Origin of the sequence: Flavobacterium sp. 9 (assembly GCF_002754195.1) — a bacterium.
Lineage (GTDB): Bacteria > Bacteroidota > Bacteroidia > Flavobacteriales > Flavobacteriaceae > Flavobacterium.
This window is the reverse complement of the sequence record NZ_PEEU01000001.1, coordinates 4657541-4674205: the sequence shown is the minus strand read 5'-3', so window position 1 is coordinate 4674205 and position 16665 is coordinate 4657541. Positions and strand designations below refer to the sequence as shown.

General features: G+C 32.9%; 19 protein-coding genes. 9 read left to right on the top strand and 10 right to left on the bottom strand.

Features of this window, described 5'->3' with window-relative positions; genetic code table 11:
* Positions 1 to 30 precede the first annotated feature (30 nt).
* Complete coding sequence (pepT, locus tag CLU81_RS19455; RefSeq protein ID WP_099711307.1) at positions 31 to 1308, top strand: peptidase T; 1278 nt, start codon at positions 31 to 33, stop codon at positions 1306 to 1308.
* Position 1309: 1 nt separating this feature from the next.
* Positions 1310 to 1900 (top strand): YdeI family protein, encoded by a 591-nt coding sequence (locus CLU81_RS19450; protein ID WP_099712812.1) that lies wholly within the window; start codon positions 1310 to 1312, stop codon positions 1898 to 1900.
* A gap of 272 nt (positions 1901 to 2172) precedes the next feature.
* Here the strand turns inward: CLU81_RS19450 and yajC are convergent, their stop codons facing one another.
* The 3 genes from yajC to CLU81_RS19435 form a co-directional block, all read right to left on the bottom strand.
* Positions 2173 to 2448 (bottom strand): preprotein translocase subunit YajC, encoded by a 276-nt coding sequence (gene yajC / locus CLU81_RS19445; protein ID WP_099711306.1) that lies wholly within the window; start codon positions 2446 to 2448, stop codon positions 2173 to 2175.
* A 105-nt stretch (positions 2449 to 2553) separates the two neighbouring features.
* Positions 2554 to 3465, bottom strand: a complete 912-nt coding sequence (gene nusB / locus CLU81_RS19440; protein ID WP_099712811.1) for a transcription antitermination factor NusB — start codon at positions 3463 to 3465, stop codon at positions 2554 to 2556.
* A 271-nt stretch (positions 3466 to 3736) separates the two neighbouring features.
* Positions 3737 to 4843, bottom strand: coding sequence for a Glu/Leu/Phe/Val dehydrogenase (locus tag CLU81_RS19435; RefSeq protein WP_099711305.1), 1107 nt, complete (start codon positions 4841 to 4843; stop codon positions 3737 to 3739).
* Positions 4844 to 5046: 203 nt separating this feature from the next.
* Between CLU81_RS19435 and CLU81_RS19430 the strand changes: the two genes are divergently transcribed.
* The 4 genes from CLU81_RS19430 (at position 5047) to CLU81_RS19415 (ending at position 8817) form a co-directional block, all read left to right on the top strand.
* Positions 5047 to 6825: an ABC transporter ATP-binding protein gene (locus CLU81_RS19430; protein WP_099711304.1), complete on the top strand. Its 1779-nt coding sequence runs from the start codon at positions 5047 to 5049 to the stop codon at positions 6823 to 6825.
* Between the two features lie 69 nt (positions 6826 to 6894).
* A complete protein-coding gene (locus CLU81_RS19425; protein ID WP_055098480.1) occupies positions 6895 to 7263 on the top strand; it encodes a PUR family DNA/RNA-binding protein in 369 nt (122 codons plus the stop codon).
* Positions 7264 to 7424: 161 nt separating this feature from the next.
* Entirely contained in the window at positions 7425 to 8249 is an 825-nt protein-coding gene (locus CLU81_RS19420; RefSeq protein WP_099711303.1) for an alpha/beta hydrolase, read from the top strand.
* A 22-nt stretch (positions 8250 to 8271) separates the two neighbouring features.
* Positions 8272 to 8817 (top strand): alpha/beta hydrolase, encoded by a 546-nt coding sequence (locus CLU81_RS19415; protein ID WP_099711302.1) that lies wholly within the window; start codon positions 8272 to 8274, stop codon positions 8815 to 8817.
* Between the two features lie 178 nt (positions 8818 to 8995).
* Here CLU81_RS19415 and CLU81_RS19410 read toward each other — a convergent pair whose 3' ends face one another.
* On the bottom strand, positions 8996 to 9331 hold the full coding sequence (locus CLU81_RS19410; RefSeq protein ID WP_099711301.1) for a tRNA-binding protein: 336 nt from the start codon (positions 9329 to 9331) through the stop codon (positions 8996 to 8998).
* Positions 9332 to 9465: 134 nt separating this feature from the next.
* Here CLU81_RS19410 and CLU81_RS19405 point away from each other — a divergent pair, with 134 nt between their 5' ends.
* The 3 genes from CLU81_RS19405 (at position 9466) to CLU81_RS19395 (ending at position 11920) form a co-directional block, all read left to right on the top strand.
* Positions 9466 to 10359 (top strand): alpha/beta fold hydrolase, encoded by an 894-nt coding sequence (locus CLU81_RS19405; RefSeq protein ID WP_099711300.1) that lies wholly within the window; start codon positions 9466 to 9468, stop codon positions 10357 to 10359.
* Positions 10360 to 10540: 181 nt separating this feature from the next.
* Positions 10541 to 11095, top strand: a complete 555-nt coding sequence (locus CLU81_RS19400; RefSeq protein WP_099711299.1) for a thioredoxin family protein — start codon at positions 10541 to 10543, stop codon at positions 11093 to 11095.
* 429 nt (positions 11096 to 11524) lie between these two features.
* On the top strand, positions 11525 to 11920 hold the full coding sequence (locus CLU81_RS19395) for a GreA/GreB family elongation factor (RefSeq protein ID WP_099711298.1): 396 nt from the start codon (positions 11525 to 11527) through the stop codon (positions 11918 to 11920).
* A 115-nt stretch (positions 11921 to 12035) separates the two neighbouring features.
* On the opposite strand, the gene CLU81_RS19390 is transcribed toward CLU81_RS19395, so the two are convergent.
* The 6 genes from CLU81_RS19390 to CLU81_RS19365 form a co-directional block, all read right to left on the bottom strand.
* Positions 12036 to 12347: a cytochrome C gene (locus CLU81_RS19390; RefSeq protein WP_099711297.1), complete on the bottom strand. Its 312-nt coding sequence runs from the start codon at positions 12345 to 12347 to the stop codon at positions 12036 to 12038.
* 96 nt (positions 12348 to 12443) lie between these two features.
* Entirely contained in the window at positions 12444 to 13376 is a 933-nt protein-coding gene (locus tag CLU81_RS19385) for a peptidylprolyl isomerase (RefSeq protein WP_099711296.1), read from the bottom strand.
* 60 nt (positions 13377 to 13436) lie between these two features.
* Complete coding sequence (locus CLU81_RS19380) at positions 13437 to 14585, bottom strand: MFS transporter (RefSeq protein WP_233209736.1); 1149 nt, start codon at positions 14583 to 14585, stop codon at positions 13437 to 13439.
* Positions 14586 to 14822: 237 nt separating this feature from the next.
* Complete coding sequence (locus CLU81_RS19375) at positions 14823 to 15170, bottom strand: cupin domain-containing protein (protein ID WP_099712810.1); 348 nt, start codon at positions 15168 to 15170, stop codon at positions 14823 to 14825.
* Between the two features lie 46 nt (positions 15171 to 15216).
* The gene (locus CLU81_RS19370) at positions 15217 to 16089 is read right to left on the bottom strand and encodes a sugar phosphate isomerase/epimerase (RefSeq protein ID WP_099711294.1); all 873 of its coding nucleotides are present in this window, start codon (positions 16087 to 16089) and stop codon (positions 15217 to 15219) included.
* 44 nt (positions 16090 to 16133) lie between these two features.
* Positions 16134 to 16661 carry an NADPH-dependent FMN reductase gene (locus CLU81_RS19365; protein WP_099711293.1) on the bottom strand — a complete coding sequence of 176 codons (528 nt, stop codon included), beginning with the start codon at positions 16659 to 16661 and terminating at the stop codon, positions 16134 to 16136.
* Positions 16662 to 16665: the final 4 nt, after the last annotated feature.

Here is a 16665-nt window from a genome sequence, read left to right as displayed (position 1 = left end):
ATTTACTTATATTTGCTAAAAAATCAACAAATGCAACATATTATAGATCGTTTTATCAGTTATGTAACAATTGATACCGAATCAGACCCAAATTCACAAACTACACCAAGTACAGAAAAACAATGGAATCTTGCCAACAAATTAGTTGAAGAACTAAAAACAATTGGTCTTTCTGATGTAACTATAGACGACAAAGCTTATATCATGGCGACTTTGCCAAGTAATGTAGATCATGAAGTGCCAACAATTGGTTTTGTTTCGCATTTTGATACTTCACCTGATTTTAGCGGAGCAAATGTAAAACCTCAAATAGTAGAGAACTACGACGGAAAAGACATTGTTTTAAACGCAGAAAAAAACATCATTTTATCTCCAAATTACTTCAAAGATTTATTACAATATAAAGGACAAACAATCATCACAACTGACGGAACAACTTTGTTAGGCGCAGATGATAAAGCCGGAATTACAGAAATTGTTTCGGCAATGGAATATTTAATTCAGCATCCTGAAATTAAACACGGAAAAATCAGAATTGGTTTTACGCCTGACGAAGAAATTGGTCGTGGAGCACATCATTTTGACGTAGAAAAATTTGGCGCACAATGGGCTTACACCATGGACGGAAGCCAGATTGGAGAATTAGAATATGAAAATTTTAATGCGGCTGGAGCCAAAATCACAATCAAAGGAAAAAGCGTTCATCCTGGTTATGCCAAAGGAAAAATGATCAATTCGATGTTGATTGCAAATGATTTCATCAACGAACTTCCAAAAGGAGAAACACCTCAGGAAACTAAAGGTTACGAAGGTTTCTTCCACGTTCATCACTTAACAGGAAGTATCGAAGAAACAGTTTTAGAATTGATTATTCGCGATCATAACAAGATTAAATTCGAAAAAAGAAAAGATCTAATTGGTAAAATTGCCAAGAAAATCAATAAAAAATTCGCTAAACAATTTGGTGAAGATATTGTAACTGCTGTTGTAAAAGATCAGTATTATAATATGAAGGAAAAAGTACTTCCGGTAAAACACATTGTTGATATCGCCGAAAAAGCAATGAGAGAATTGGACATAAAACCAATCATAAAACCTATTCGCGGCGGAACTGACGGATCTCAACTATCATTTATGGGATTACCTTGTCCGAATATCTTTGCTGGCGGTCACAACTTTCATGGAAAATACGAATATGTTCCCGCAGAAAGTATTCAAAAAGCAACCGATGTTATTGTAAAAATTGCCGAATTAACAGCAATTCCAGGCATTTTTGACGCACCTGAAAAACCTAAAAGAAAAAGATAATTTGGAAGAAGCTAATTCTGATAAAAAACACGTTTGGGACAAAGTCAATAACTGGGAAGAAGAACTTCTTTTCCTGAAATCAATTATTGACAAAACCGAACTTGTTGAAACCATAAAATGGGGCGGCCCAATTTATGTTTACAACAAAAGAAATGTTATTGGGATTGGCGGTTTTAAAAATTATTTTGCGATTTGGTTTCTGAATGGAGTTTTTCTAAAAGACGAAAAAAAAAGACTAATCAATGCTCAGGAAGACAAAACAAAATCCATGCGTCAATGGCGTTTTACATCAAAAGAAGAAGTAAACGAAAAAGAAGTTTTAGAATACATTCTTGAAGCAATTGAAAATGAAAAGCAAGGAAAAGTTATAAAACCTTCTAAAAAAGAAGCTATAATCTCTGAACTTCTCCAAAAAGAAATGGATCAAAATCCAGCTTTAGCAGAAGCTTTTCAAAAATTCAGTCCTTATAAGCAATATGAGTTTCTGGAATATATTGAAAGTGCTAAACAAGAGAAAACGAAGTTATCAAGAATCGAGAAAGTAATTCCAATGATTTTAAATAACTTGGGATTGAATGATAAATACAGATAGAATTTAAATTATTGATGTCACACTGAGCGTCCCGAAACTTCGGGAGAAGTGCCAAATTACAATAGAGACCTTTGTCACACAAAAACGAGTCATTGCGAGGAACGAAGCAACCTCACGAAGTATTTACACATCATAACACACAATCTTGTCGAGCTACTTACGAAGATTTCTCCTCCGTCGAAATGACAAGATCGCGTGTACTTTAAAACAAAAAAAATCCCCAATTCTAAACGAATTGGGGATTTATATTTTATTAGAATTTCTAAAAAAAATTACGCTTTTTTATTCAAAGCAGCGCTCATTTCCATAGAAATAGCTGAACGCTCAATTTTTAATTTTCCAGACATAGTTTCGATAATTGCACTTGTTTCTGCAAGCTCTACTACTTTACCGTGAAAACCACTTTTTGTAATTATCTTATCACCTACTTTTAGGCTGCTTTCAAATTCTTTTTCGTTTTTTGCTCTTTTTTGTTGTGGTCTGATCATAAAGAAATACAACACGACAAACATTAGTAAATAAGGCGCAAATTTCATTAAATCTTGCATAGTATTCAGTTTTTATTTTTGTTATTAATATTTATGTTTTTAGCTCTTCTCCCTAAGCTTCGGGACGCTCAGAGTGACATTAATAAAATTGAGATTTCTCAGATCTTACATTAACCCACGTCCAACTTTAATCATCTTTTTATTAGCGGTAAGCTCTTTAACAAGATTATCTAAAATTCCGTTGATAAAAATACTACTTTTTGGTGTAGAATACTCTTTAGCAATTTCTAAATATTCGTTAAGAGTTACTTTTACTGGAATCGAAGGAAATTTCAAGAACTCACAAATTGCCATTTTCAAGATAATAGTATCAATTTCAGCAATCCTTTCGCTGTCCCAGTTTGGTGTTTTATCATCGTATTCTTTTGCCAGAATAGATTCGTTTAAAACTGTTCTTCTGAACAAGTCTTTAGCAAAATCTTTATCTTCAACATCTTTATACAATTTTGGCACTCTAAAATCGTCAGGATCTTCTGTTTTGATTGCTTTCAATTGTTTGATGATATGTGTATTTACAACAGGAATATCATCAACCCAAGTCAATTTATCATCTTCTAAATACTCGTATAATTTTTCGTTAGGAACAATTACATCAGCAAACAAATCAATTACAAATTGTCTGTCTTCTTCAAAAGTATTTGTAGTTGTGCTCATGTATTTTGCATACAAGTCGCTTGCTTTAATATCATTTAAAAGCAAAATGATATAATCGTCATTTAATGACCAGTTGTTGATTTTACGATTTTCTAAAGCGATGCTAAGAGAATTGCTTTCGGCAAGAAGTTGAAAAATTTTGTTTTTAACGAATTTTTCATTTGGATTACGTTCTGCAGCAGTTGCAAGATGTTTTTTGCTTGAAAGATGTAAAAAAACAGATTCTTTTTTGCAGATTTCAATTAATGAAGAAAGCATTATAAGATATAAGTCCTGAATATTATCTATGCTGTAAAAAAGAAACTTCTCTTCTTTTTCCATATTATCAGAACCGCTTTGATGCATTGCATAAATGGATTGCATTACTTTAACGCGTATGTGTCTTCTATTTACCACCTTGTAAGAACATTTAAAAATTAGTCTGCAAAATTAGGAATTTCAATCCTTATATTAAAATTAATTCGTAAAAAAGTCATCGTTTTAGTGGTCAGTTTTCAGAATTCAGCGATGAGTCTCCATTTACAGTGATCCATTATCAGTATTTAGTAAACAGTCGAAGAATAACTATTAAAAAAAAATCTCAGTTTACAGACCAAACTGCAAACTGAGATTTAATATTATAAATTGAAATTAATTACTTCTTAGCATTTTCAATTTTTCTCAAATCGATACGATTTTGAGCAATTGTTAGCGCAGCTTTATGCGTTGTCATTCCGTTTTTTACAGCATAATCAATAATTTCTAAAGTAGTATTATAGATATTTTCTGTTTTAGACATGATTTCAGCTTTACCGTAGTGCTCTAATTCAGCATAAACATTGATGATTCCACCAGCGTTGATCAAGAAATCCGGCGCATATAAAATACCTCTTTCTTGCAATCTCGCTCCGTGAACATTCTCGTCAGCCAATTGATTATTCGCAGCTCCGGCAATTACTTTAGCTTTAATTTTATCTACAGTATTATCGTTGATAATTGCTCCCATTGCACATGGCGCATAAATATCAACATCTGCGGTATATAAATCTTCACCTGTATAAATTGTAGCGTTATACTTTTGAGCGACCTGATATAATTTTTCTTCGTTGATATCTGTAATTGTAACGATCGCTCCTTCTTTAGTTAAATACTCAACCAAAGCTTCACCAACGTGACCAATTCCCTGAACCAAAACTTTTTTACCGTCTAAAACATCAGTACCAAACTGACTTTTAGCAGCAGCTTTCATTCCTAAATAAACACCATAAGCCGTTACAGGAGAAGGATTTCCAGAACCACCTCTTTCTTCAGAGATTCCAGTAACATAAGGCGTTACATCTCTAACAGTGTCCATATCTTTAGTTTCCATTCCAACATCTTCTGCAGTGATATATCTTCCACCAAGAGAGTGAACAAACTCACCAAACTTACGCATTAACTCAGGAGTTTTTTGCGTTTTAGCGTCACCAATAATTACTGCTTTACCACCACCAATATTAAGTCCGGTAATCGCAGATTTATATGTCATACCTCTTGAAAGACGCAAAACATCGTTTAATGCTTCCCATTCAGTATTATAATTCCACATTCTAGTACCTCCCAAAGCTGGCCCCATAACTGAATTATGAATACCAATAATTGCTTTTAAACCTGTATCTTTGTCATTGCAAAAAACAATTTGTTCGTGATCGTCAAAAGATAATTGACCAAAAACCGGATCCATTTTTTGAAGTTCCTTTCCAGTTGCGAAAGTTGCATCCATAGCTATAGTATTTATTAGTTAAAATTATGAATTTGTCAAAAAGACATCTCAAACATAATTAAAAAATGCATATGTGCTAATTTTTTATCTTTAAAATAACAATTAAACAATCGATTTGTTCTGATTAAATTATAAATTACACTAACTTTAATTCATATTAATTTATAAAATCCAAACATTTCAACATTGAATCTCTTAAAAAAATGAAAGAATTAAGCTATTTAAACAAATATTTCATTAAATATAAATATAGTTTCTCTTTAGGAATTTTAATCACCATAATCGCACAAATATTCTCTTTATTTACTCCAAAGCTAATTAGCAAGTCTTTAAACGCGATCGAGAAGTTTGATAAACTGCCAAAAGCAGATCAAACCTCGCAGGCAATTATTGATACTTATCGCGAAGGATTAATTCATAACGTACTGCTAATCATAGCTACTACAATTGTCGCGGGTTTCCTAACTTTTTTAATGCGTCAGACTTTAATCGTAATGTCGCGTCATATCGAGTTTGATTTAAAAAATGAGGTTTTCAAACAATACGAGAATCTTTCGCAAAACTTTTACAAGCAAAACCGAACAGGAGATTTAATGAATCGTATCAGCGAAGATGTTTCTAAGGTTCGTATGTATGTTGGTCCGGCGGTTATGTACACGATAAATACCTTTATCCGTTTTGCGATCGTTATTATATATATGTATAATGTTTCGCCATTGTTGACTTTATATACAATTTTGCCATTGCCAATTCTATCGTATTGCATTTTTAAACTGAGTTCAGAAATCAACAAACGAAGCACTACTTTTCAGCAATATCTGTCAAAAGTTTCGAGTTTTTCACAAGAAATATTCTCAGGAATTCGTGTTATAAAAGCCTATTCTTTAGAAAATCAACATCAGAATAATATGGTGGCTCTTGCCGATGAAAGCAAAAAGAAGAGCTTAGATTTAGCCAAAGTACAATCGTTATTTGGACCTTTGATGATTGCTTTAATCGGAATTAGTAATCTTGTGGTAATTTATTTTGGAGGTGTAATGTACATCAACGGAACGATTGCAAATATTGGTACAATTGCTGAGTTTATTTTATATGTAAATATGCTAACCTGGCCTGTAGCTTCTTTAGGATGGGTTTCGTCAATGGTTCAGGAAGCAGAAGCTTCTCAAAAACGTTTGAATGAATTTTTGAAAATTGAACCGGAAATCAAAAACAACAACGAAAATCACTCCGATATTCAAGGTTCTATTGCTTTTGAAAATGTGAGTTATACTTATGAAGATACTAATATCCAAGCGCTGAAAAATGTCACTTTTACAGTAAAAAAAGGAGAAACATTGGCAATTCTTGGAAAAACAGGTTCTGGAAAGTCCACAATATTATCATTGATTTCTCGTTTATATGATGTTACAGAAGGAAGAATCACAATTGACCAAAATGAAATAAGTACTTTAAATTTAAATGACTTAAGAAACAACATTGGAATTGTGCCTCAGGATGCTTTTTTATTCTCGGATACGATTAAAAATAATATCAAATTTGGGAATCAAAATGCAACTGACGAAGAAGTTGAAGAAGCAGCCAAAAGCGCTATGGTTCACGACAATATCATTGCTTTTAACAAACAATATGATACCATTTTAGGAGAAAGAGGAATCACACTTTCGGGCGGACAAAAGCAACGTGTATCTATTGCGCGTGCGATTATTAAAAACCCGGCTATTTTACTTTTCGACGATTGTTTGTCTGCAGTAGATACTGAAACCGAAGAAACGATTTTAAGTAATTTATTCGAAATTTGTAAAGATAAAACTACAATAATAGTCAGTCATCGAGTTTCATCGGCTAAGAATGCCGATAAAATAATCATTTTAGAAGACGGAAGAATCATACAACAAGGCTCTCATAATCAATTAATAAATCAGGAAGGCTATTATTCATCGTTATATTTAAAACAACTTTCGGAAAAAGAATTACTTTAAATGTTGCGTAATAGATAAATTTTTATGATTTTTGAGTACTATTAATTCCAAAAAATGATAGAACGTATTATGAGAGAAAATGACATGTTAGAAAAAGAAGAGATTTTTTCTAAAGTATTACGAGCAGGAAGAAGAACTTATTTCTTTGATGTGAGAGCTACTAAAGCTGACGATTATTATATCACGATTACCGAAAGTAAAAAATTTACTGAAGAAGATGGTTCTTTTCATTTTAAAAAACACAAAATTTACTTGTATAAAGAAGATTTTAGTGCTTTTGCCGAAATACTAGAAGAAATGACTTCATATGTCTTGAACCACAAAGGCGAAGAAGTAATTTCTGAAAGACACCAAAAAGATTTCAAAAAAGAATACGGTTCTGATAAGCCGGAAACGCAAAGAACTAGTTTTACTGATATTGATTTTGACGATATTTAGTCGAATATAACTTTTTTAAAAGTACAAGTCCAATATGTCCCGCATTTTGGACTTTTTTTATATATAAATTTATTATTTTAGATTGCAGTCCCGAAGCCTCGGGATAGATTTTAGATTATTTAAACGATCTAAAACTAGTTGATATAATTCAAAATTTTAAAATGAAAAAAATAATCCTCTTACTTGTTTTATTCTTTATTGGGATTGCTTCATTTTCTCAAAACTTAGAATACGAAACAAAATCAAATATTCAATATTATAACGCAGCAACCAATAAGTCTGACAGTTATATTAACGAACGCTGTGTTCTTGATATTTATTATCCGAAAAATAAAAAAGATTTCGCTACCATTGTTTGGTTTCATGGCGGAGGATTAACCGGTGGCAATAAAGAAATTCCGGAAGCTTTAAAAAATAAAGGTTTTGCGATTATTGGCGTGAATTATAGACTAGCACCAAAAGTAAAAGCCGCAAAAGCTATTGAAGATGCCGCTGCTGCCGTTGCTTGGGCTTTTAACAATATCGCGTCTTATGGCGGAGATACTTCTTTAATCTTCGTGTCAGGGCATTCTGCTGGAGGATATCTGACTTCGATGATTGGATTAGATAAAAAATGGCTTCAAAAAGAAGGAATCGATGCGAATAAAATCGCTGGATTAATTCCGTTTAGCGGACAATGTATTACGCATTTTCAAATTAGAAAAGAAAACGGAATTCCTGATACTACGCCAACTATTGATGCTTTTGCTCCATTGTTTTATGTTCGCGCTGATGCGCCGCCACTTTTATTAATTACCGGAGATCGCGAAATGGAAATGCTGGGCCGATATGAAGAAAACGCATATATGGCGCGCATGATGAAGTTAGTTGGACATAAACAAACCAAACTCTATGAACTGGACGGTTATGGTCACGGAATGACAGAACCTGGTTTTCCACTTCTTGTAAACGAAGTAAACCGAATTATAAAGGAACACAAAAAATAATCTCTAAATAAAATCCACGGCAATGGAAACAAACTTATTAATATTACCCGGATTAGGAAATTCTGGCGTAAAACACTGGCAAACCTTTTGGCATAAAAAATTTAAAAATTCTATTCGTTTAGTTCAGGACAATTGGGACGAACCTATTCGCGAAGAATGGATCGAACGCTTAAACGAAGAAGTTGCAAAACTTGATCGCCCAACTATTTTGGTCGCGCATAGTTTGGCAGTTTCATTAGTACAACATTGGGCAGCAGCAAATACAAACAAGAATATTGTAGGCGCATTATTGGTCGCTCCCGCTGATGTAGATTCACCTCAACACACTCCGGAATCTGTTCGGAATTTTGCGCCAATGCCAATTTCAAAATTACCATTTCCTTCAATAGTTGTCGCAAGCGAAAATGATCCTTATGCTTCTTTCGAAAGAAAACAATATTTTGCCGAAAAATGGGGAAGTGATTTTGTAAACGTCGGACAGCAAGGGCATATTAATTCAGATTCTGATTTAAAATATTGGGAAGAAGGACAATTAATATTACAGCAATTAATTGAGAAGATTTCTTAGTTTAAAATCGAGACTAATTTATGGCGGAAATTTTACCGCAAAGTTCACAAAGCTTTGTATAAAACTTTGCGAACCTTGCGTAAAATCTTTGCGAACTTTGCGGTAAAATTTAATAGCACAAGTAAACAAATTCACGGCAAAAAACTGAAAACTGAAAACTGCGACTGAATACTAAAAACTACCCAATCCTAAGTCCATTTTCTATTTTAAAATCGGGAGCTAATAAAATAACGTCTCCCTCCTTGCCTATTGCGCCAAGAACCAGACATTCGCTCATGAATTTTCCAATTTGTTTTTTGGGAAAATTTACGACTGATATAATTTGTCGGTTTAATAAATCTTCTTTTTTGTAATGTGTTGTTATTTGTGCTGATGATTTTCTGATTCCAATTTCGGCACCAAAATCAATTGTAAGCTGATAAGCCGGTTTTCTTGCTTCGGGAAAATCATTTACTTCAATAATGGTTCCGACACGCATATCGGTTCTTTCAAATTCGCTCCAGGTTAAATCCATTTTTGTTTCAATATTTGTTCTTTTACAAACCTATAAATTTTGTAATTATTCCCACTAATTCTATAACCGTTTTTTTTGTTCGTCTTCTAATTTTACATATCAACTCATGAAGCAATATTAAAAAAATATATAAAATGGAAAATAGTCTTCTAAACACCAGCCTTTCTCTTAGAGATTCTGACTTTGATCTTCAGCAATTAAATACCGATAAATATATTGAAACTGATAAAAACGTAAAGCTATACGTTAAAGATTACGGAAAAGGAAATCCTGTAATTTTGATTCATGGCTGGCCGCTTTCAAACGAAATGTGGGAGTATCAAATTGATTTTCTGGTTCAGAATAATTATCGCGTAATCGCTTATGATCGCCGTGGATTTGGCAAATCATCACAACCTTATGAAGGATATGATTATGATACTTTGACAGATGATTTAAAAGAAATTATCGAGCAGCTTCAGTTAGAAAATGTAACTCTGGTTGGTTTCTCAATGGGCGGTGGCGAAGTTGTACGTTACTTTAGCCGTTATGGCGGAAAAGGCGTTACAAAAGCAGCGTTAATTTCTTCAATAGTTCCATTTTTATTAAAAACTGATGATAACCCGGAAGGTCGTCCAAAAGAGAAAAGTGAAGCAACAGCCGCGTCTATAAATGAAGACCGAATTGGCTTTTTGGATAATTTTGGAAAAATATTCTTTGGCGTCAACATTATCAATAAACCTTTAAGTACGCCTTTGTTAGAACATTACCGAAATTTATGTGCAACAGCCTCGCCTAGAGCAACATTGCAATGTGCAGAATCTTTAAACTATACCGATTTTAGAGACGAGCTTCACACAATCAAAGTTCCAACATTAATAATTCACGGAACCGATGATAAAAATGTCCCTATTGAAGTCAGCTCTGAAAAAACATCCAAAGCAATAAAAAACAATACTTTTATTGTTTATGAAGGCGCTCCACATGGACTATTTTATACGCATAAAGACAAACTAAACAAAGATTTATTAGAGTTTCTAAATTCCTAAATAAACAAATGCCACAGATTACTATATTTTCTAAGTTCCTACTGACCAACTTACAATCTTATGAAAATCTGTGGCAAAAGTTAAAACCATCCAATAAAACAGAAAGTAAATAATAATTACTCCTGTACACTTTCTTTTACAGAATATTAAAGTTATTTTTGAAGAACTTATTTCTGTAAAAATGGCACGTACACCTTCAAATATGATTCCGCTTGGAACGATTGCTCCGAGCTTTAAATTAAAAGATACCAATTCTAATAATGAATACTCATATGAAGATTTGAAGGGATCAAAAGGTACGCTTGTAATTTTCATGTGCAATCATTGTCCATTTGTACTTCATGTAATTAAGGAAATCGTTATGATTGCCAATGATTATCGTGTACAAGGACTTGGCGTAATTGCAATTTCCAGTAATGATGTAGAGAAATTTCCTCAGGATTCTCCTGAATTAATGACAGAATTTGCTTTTCAGAATAAAATAGATTTTCCTTATTTGTATGATGAAAGCCAAGAAGTTGCCAAATCTTATGAAGCTGCGTGTACTCCTGATTTTTATTTATTTGACAATCAGGATCGCTTATTTTACCGTGGCCAACTGGACGATTCAAGACCTGGAAACGGAATTCCGTTAAGCGGAAGTGATTTGCGAAATGCAATTGATTCTCTTATTTATAACCGAAATCTGAAGGAGCCTCAAAAACCAAGTATTGGCTGTAATATCAAATGGAAGTAAAAATTCTGGTTTTTCCGAAAACTTTTCCTATATTTGCAAATCAATAAATATTCTCATTGTGAGCACTATAAATATATTTACAGCAATAATCCTGTTGTTTTCTTTAAAAAGAAAACCACTTACTGCTACATTTATTTCACATAGTAAGGCCTTTATTAATTAGGCCTCCGTCTATTTCAATTTCTTCTTTCAGGCGGAGGATTTTTACCAAATTTTAATCATTTATTTTATTTGAAAGAGTAAATACTCTCTCGAATAATTTCGTGGTTTTTTCAATTAAAATTTCCAAAACATAGTCTTTTATTTCATTTCAATTGCATAATGCGATTTGAAAAACAATTGTACTTGTTACCTGTCAAACATTAAAATTCAACACGTTTAAACAATAAGTAATAATAATAATAATAATAATAATAAATACATATAGTTATGAAACCAACACCCACTTTCTGTAAAACAGATTATCATTTCTTAAGGGAATTGATTTTAAAAAGTAAAAATTCTACAAATACAAAAGAAGCAAATCAGCTTTCGCAAGAATTAGATCGCGCAATAATTAGTAAAGAAAGCGAATTAGACAATTCCATCGTGAGAATCAATTCTTATGTTACTATTGAAGATGTAAAAGCTAAGAAACAAATGAAAATTCAGATCGTTTTACCTTCATTTGCAGATGTAAAACAAAGTAAAATTTCAATTTTAGCACCTTTAAGCGTTGCTATTATTGGCTTTAAAGAAAATGACGAAGTTGACTGGGAATTGCCGGCTGGAATAAAAACTTTAAAAATAGTTGCTGTCAGCAATACTTCTGAAAATATTTCTTAATTTTTTAAACACCTCATTTTGTGAAGGTGTTTTTTTATGTTCTATTTTAAACAAAAAACTATCCAATAAAATTAAATTTACTGAATAGTTTTATTGAATCTACTGAAACAACTTCTTATAATTGAGAAGTTATATAATTTGATATTGAAGTCATTTGCGTATCATCTAACTTCGCTTTCTTTTGCATTCTTACTAAAATTGGTTTCCAATCTTCCTGACTAAATTTCTTTGGGTCATACAATTTATGACATCTTGCACAACTGTTCTCGTACAAGTTTTTTCCTTCTGCCAATTCAGGCGTTAATGTTGTAGGTTTTGCTGCCTCAGTCACCGCTGGAGTTGCTGGTGTAGCTGGAGCTGCTTTTTTAGTACCACACGAAACTACAAACAACAATACAGCTGCTAGGATTAAGATTTTTGATTTCATCGTTTTACTTATTTTTGAAGTAAATATAAAAAAATCCCATATGCAGAAACATATGGGATTACTATTTAAAACAATACTAAATTGTATCTAAATTTCTTATTTTACGTCCATTAATTCAACGTCAAAAATCAAAGTTGCGTTTGGTGGAATAACTCCTCCTGCACCTGAAGCTCCATAAGCTAAATCAGATGGAATTACAAAACGAGCTTTATCTCCAACTTGTAACAAAGCAATACCTTCGTCCCATCCTTCGATAACCTGACCTTGACCTAATCTAAATTCGATTGGTTTTTTGCGTGGGTAAGAAGAATCAAAAACTTTTCCGTTTTCTAAAGATCCTTCGTAGTGAACTGCAACTGTTTTACCAGCTTCAGCTTTTTTACCGTCTCCTTTTTGGATCATTTTGTAACGTAAACCGCTATCAGTTTTATCAAAACCAGCAGCTAATTGCTCCATTTTTGCTTCAGATTCTGCTTTTAAAGCTGCATCTCTTTTTAGACGAGCACCTTTTAAAGCGATGAAAGCTTCAATAGCATTGAATTTTTCAGCTTCTTCTCCAACTCTGATAATTTCTACATTATCAAGAGAATCACCTTGAGCTACAGCATCAACAACATCCTGACCTTCGATTACGTGACCAAAAACAGTATGTTTTCCGTCTAACCAAGAAGTTGGAACGTGAGTAATGTAAAATTGAGAACCATTACTTGCAGGTCCTGAATTTGCCATTGCTAAAACTCCCGGACGATCGTGTTTTAAACTTGGGTGAAATTCATCATCAAATTTATATCCAGGATCTCCAGTTCCAGTTCCTTTTGGACAACCACCTTGGATCATAAAATCAGGAATTACTCTGTGGAATGTTAATCCATCATAGAATTTTTGTCCTTGAGGTTTTACTTTATTTTCCATATTTCCTTCTGCAAGAGCTACAAAATTCCCTACGGTTCCTGGTGTTAAATCATGTGTAAGTTTTACTAAAATCGAACCTTTACCAGTGTTGAATTTAGCGTATATTCCGTTTTCCATTGTTGTTATTTTTAATTTGATTGCAAATTTACAAATTAATTTTATATCAATTTGTGCTTTCTATTTTTTATCCCGAGGCTTCGGGATTGATTTATAAGTAAGACCGTAAACTACAAATGAGAGTAATGACAATCCCACACAGCCAATAGCTACAGCGTGCCATCCGCCAAGTTTCCATAGCAATAATCCGTAAGCAGATCCGGCAGCAGTTCCTAAAAAGCTAAACGACATAAATACAGTATTTAGTCTGTTTCTCGCTTCTGGAAGCAATGAATAAACTCGGGTTTGGTTTGAAATATGAACACCTTGAATTCCTATATCAATAAATACAATTCCGATCGCGATTCCGATGACACTTTCTATTGAGAAATAAAAAATTATAAAACTAAGTAATATCAACAGACATCCATAGCCTACAGCGACTCTCGAACCTCCTTTATCTCCTAATCTTCCCACTAATGGCGCTGCTAAAGCTCCAGAAGCACCTACAATCCCGAATAAACCAATTGTAGCACTATTAAAATGAAAAGGCGCTCCGGAAAGCAATAAAACCATTGTGGTCCAAAAAGCTCCAAATTGTGCAAAACTAAACACATTAATAATTGTAGCTTCACGTAATACAGGTTGCGTTTTTATAAGTGTAAAAAGAGATTGAATCAATTGACCGTAAGTTCCTTGAAACTGAGGTTTATTTACTGGAAATTTGTTTTGAATTACAAAAAAGATCAACAAACAAATTCCGGCGGCGATATAAAACATCGATCTCCATCCTAAAACTTGTCCAATGAATCCGCTTAAAGTTCTTGAAAGTAAAATACCAACAAGCAATCCGCTCATAATGGTTCCAACTACTTTTCCTCGTTGTTCCGGCGCACTCAAAGAAGCTGCCAAAGGCAAAATAAGCTGCGGAACAATTGACGTAATTCCGATTAATAAAGAAGCCATTTGCAACAGGAAAAAACTTTTTGCCGTAGCTGCAAGAATTAGCGCAATTACAGAAGCAAAAGTGGTAATTAAAATTTGCTTTTTACGTTCTATTTTATCGCCTAGCGGAACCATAAAAAACAAACCAATCGCATAACCAGCTTGCGTTAGATACGTGATTGTACCCGCGCTGGCTTCTGGAATTTTAAATTCGTTGGCAATTAAAACAATTAAAGGTTGGCAGTAATACAGATTTGCAACTATAAGTCCAGTGCAAGCTGCCATAAATAAGACATTCGTTTTGGATAAATTCATTTTGCAAAAATACCAATCTAATTTTTACCAAAACTTTAAAAAATCTATAAATTTTTCAAATCCGGAATCCAATTAGATCTTTTTCTTAAAGATTATCTTGATTTCTAAAACCTTACGACTGCATAAAATCAGTATAAATCTTCGTCATCTATATTCTAAAAATTGATACCGATTAAAAGAATACTTAATGATTTTCTTTATTTAATTCTATTTTAAAAAATCTTCTCTTGCAGGACTAAAAACATCTGTAAGCATTCCGCTTTCTAAACAAACAACGCCATGAATCGCGTGAGGCGGAATATAAAAACTATCGCCTTCTTTTAATGTTTGCGTAACGTCCGAAATCGTAACGTCAAATTTTCCGCTGGAAATATAAGTTACCTGAGAATGATAATGTTCATGCAAAACACCAATTCCGCCTTTTTCAAAATGAACATTCACCAGCATTACCTTGTCATCAAAAGCCAGAATTTTGCGTTTGATTCCTTCACCAACTACTTCCCACTCTATTTCATCTCCTTTTATAAATTCTTTGCTTGTCCCGAAACTTTGCATATCTGTTTTTAATTGAATTTGTATATTTTTTTTAGCTGATTTAATTCTAAACCAATTTTTTAGAAATAAAATCACAACTTGTTCTAATCGAATCAAAAGGGTTTGGATTGTAATTATTCTCTTGTTCTACAAAAAAATGTTTCATTCCGGATTGTTTTAATTCCTTAAAAATGGTTTTAAAATCAATTGAACCTGAACCAATTTCTGTGTTCAAAGTTGGATTTAGTTTGTCCATATCTTTTACATGCCACATTTTAAAACGTCCCGGATTTTCATTAAACAATTGAACCGGATTATTTCCTGAGCGAACAACCCAATATAAATCTAACTCAAAATGAACCAAATCTTTATCTGTTTCTTTTAATAAAATTTCATATCCGGTAATTCCGTCGTGTTTTTGAAATTCGAAATCATGATTGTGATACGCCAATTTTAAATCTACTTTCTGACACATTTTAGCAGCTTCATTTAATCGCGCTGCGATAACTTTATAATCTTTAATATTCCTTCTCAAAGGTTCATCAACCCACGGAATTGTCAAATATTCACTTTTCAAAATTGTAGCGGCTTCAATTGCAGCTTTCAATTCTGTTGTATTTCCATCCGCTAAAAAGCTTCCCAAGTTATAATGTCCGCTTACAGCTTTAAGTCCGTTTTGGTCTAATATTTTCTTTAATTCAATTGGAGATAATCCCCAGAATTGATCTTTAATAGAAAAACCATACGTTTCAACAGTTGTGAATCCTGCAGCTGCAACTTTTGCCAAAGTCGATTTCACATCTTTCGGAAGTTCGTCTCTTAAAGTGTACAATTGCAAACCTATTTCTTTTTTATCCATAGTAAATGCTAATGATGGCAAGGCTAAAACTGCCGTTGCAGCCAAACTGGTATTGATTAAAAAGTTTCTTCTTGTGATCATATTTTATTTTAAAACGAGAGAATTAATTGCTGTAAATTGGAATACTAAAATTGATTTTCGAAATTAGATATAAACTTTTGAAGCGCAATATTAGTTTCGTCATTTATAATTTTTCCTTCTTCATTAATTTTTCCGCGAACGCCTTGTATTAAAAGTTGTGTATTTTCTTCAAATTTAGCTTCGAGTGTTTTCATTATTAAAATTAACTGTTCATGCGCCATTTCTCCCGAAGCAGAAGCGGTTATTAATCCTGTCTTTTTATTCGAGAAAATTGTAGTTGAAACGCACCATTCTAAAACATTTTTTAAACTTCCGGGTAAACTGAAAACATATTCCGGCGTACAGATAATAACTCCGTCAGCCTCGATAATTTTATTTCTGAAAACCTCAACTTGTTTTGGCGGATTCTCTGTATCTAAATCCGGATTAAAATGAGGAATCTCAGCTAAGTCTTCGAAAATTTCAACTTCAAAATCCGTTTTTAAATGTTCTGAAATATATTTTAGAATTTTATAATTGCTTGAATTTTTTCTCGTACTGCCAGTTATAGCAAGAATTTTTATTTTTTTCATTTCC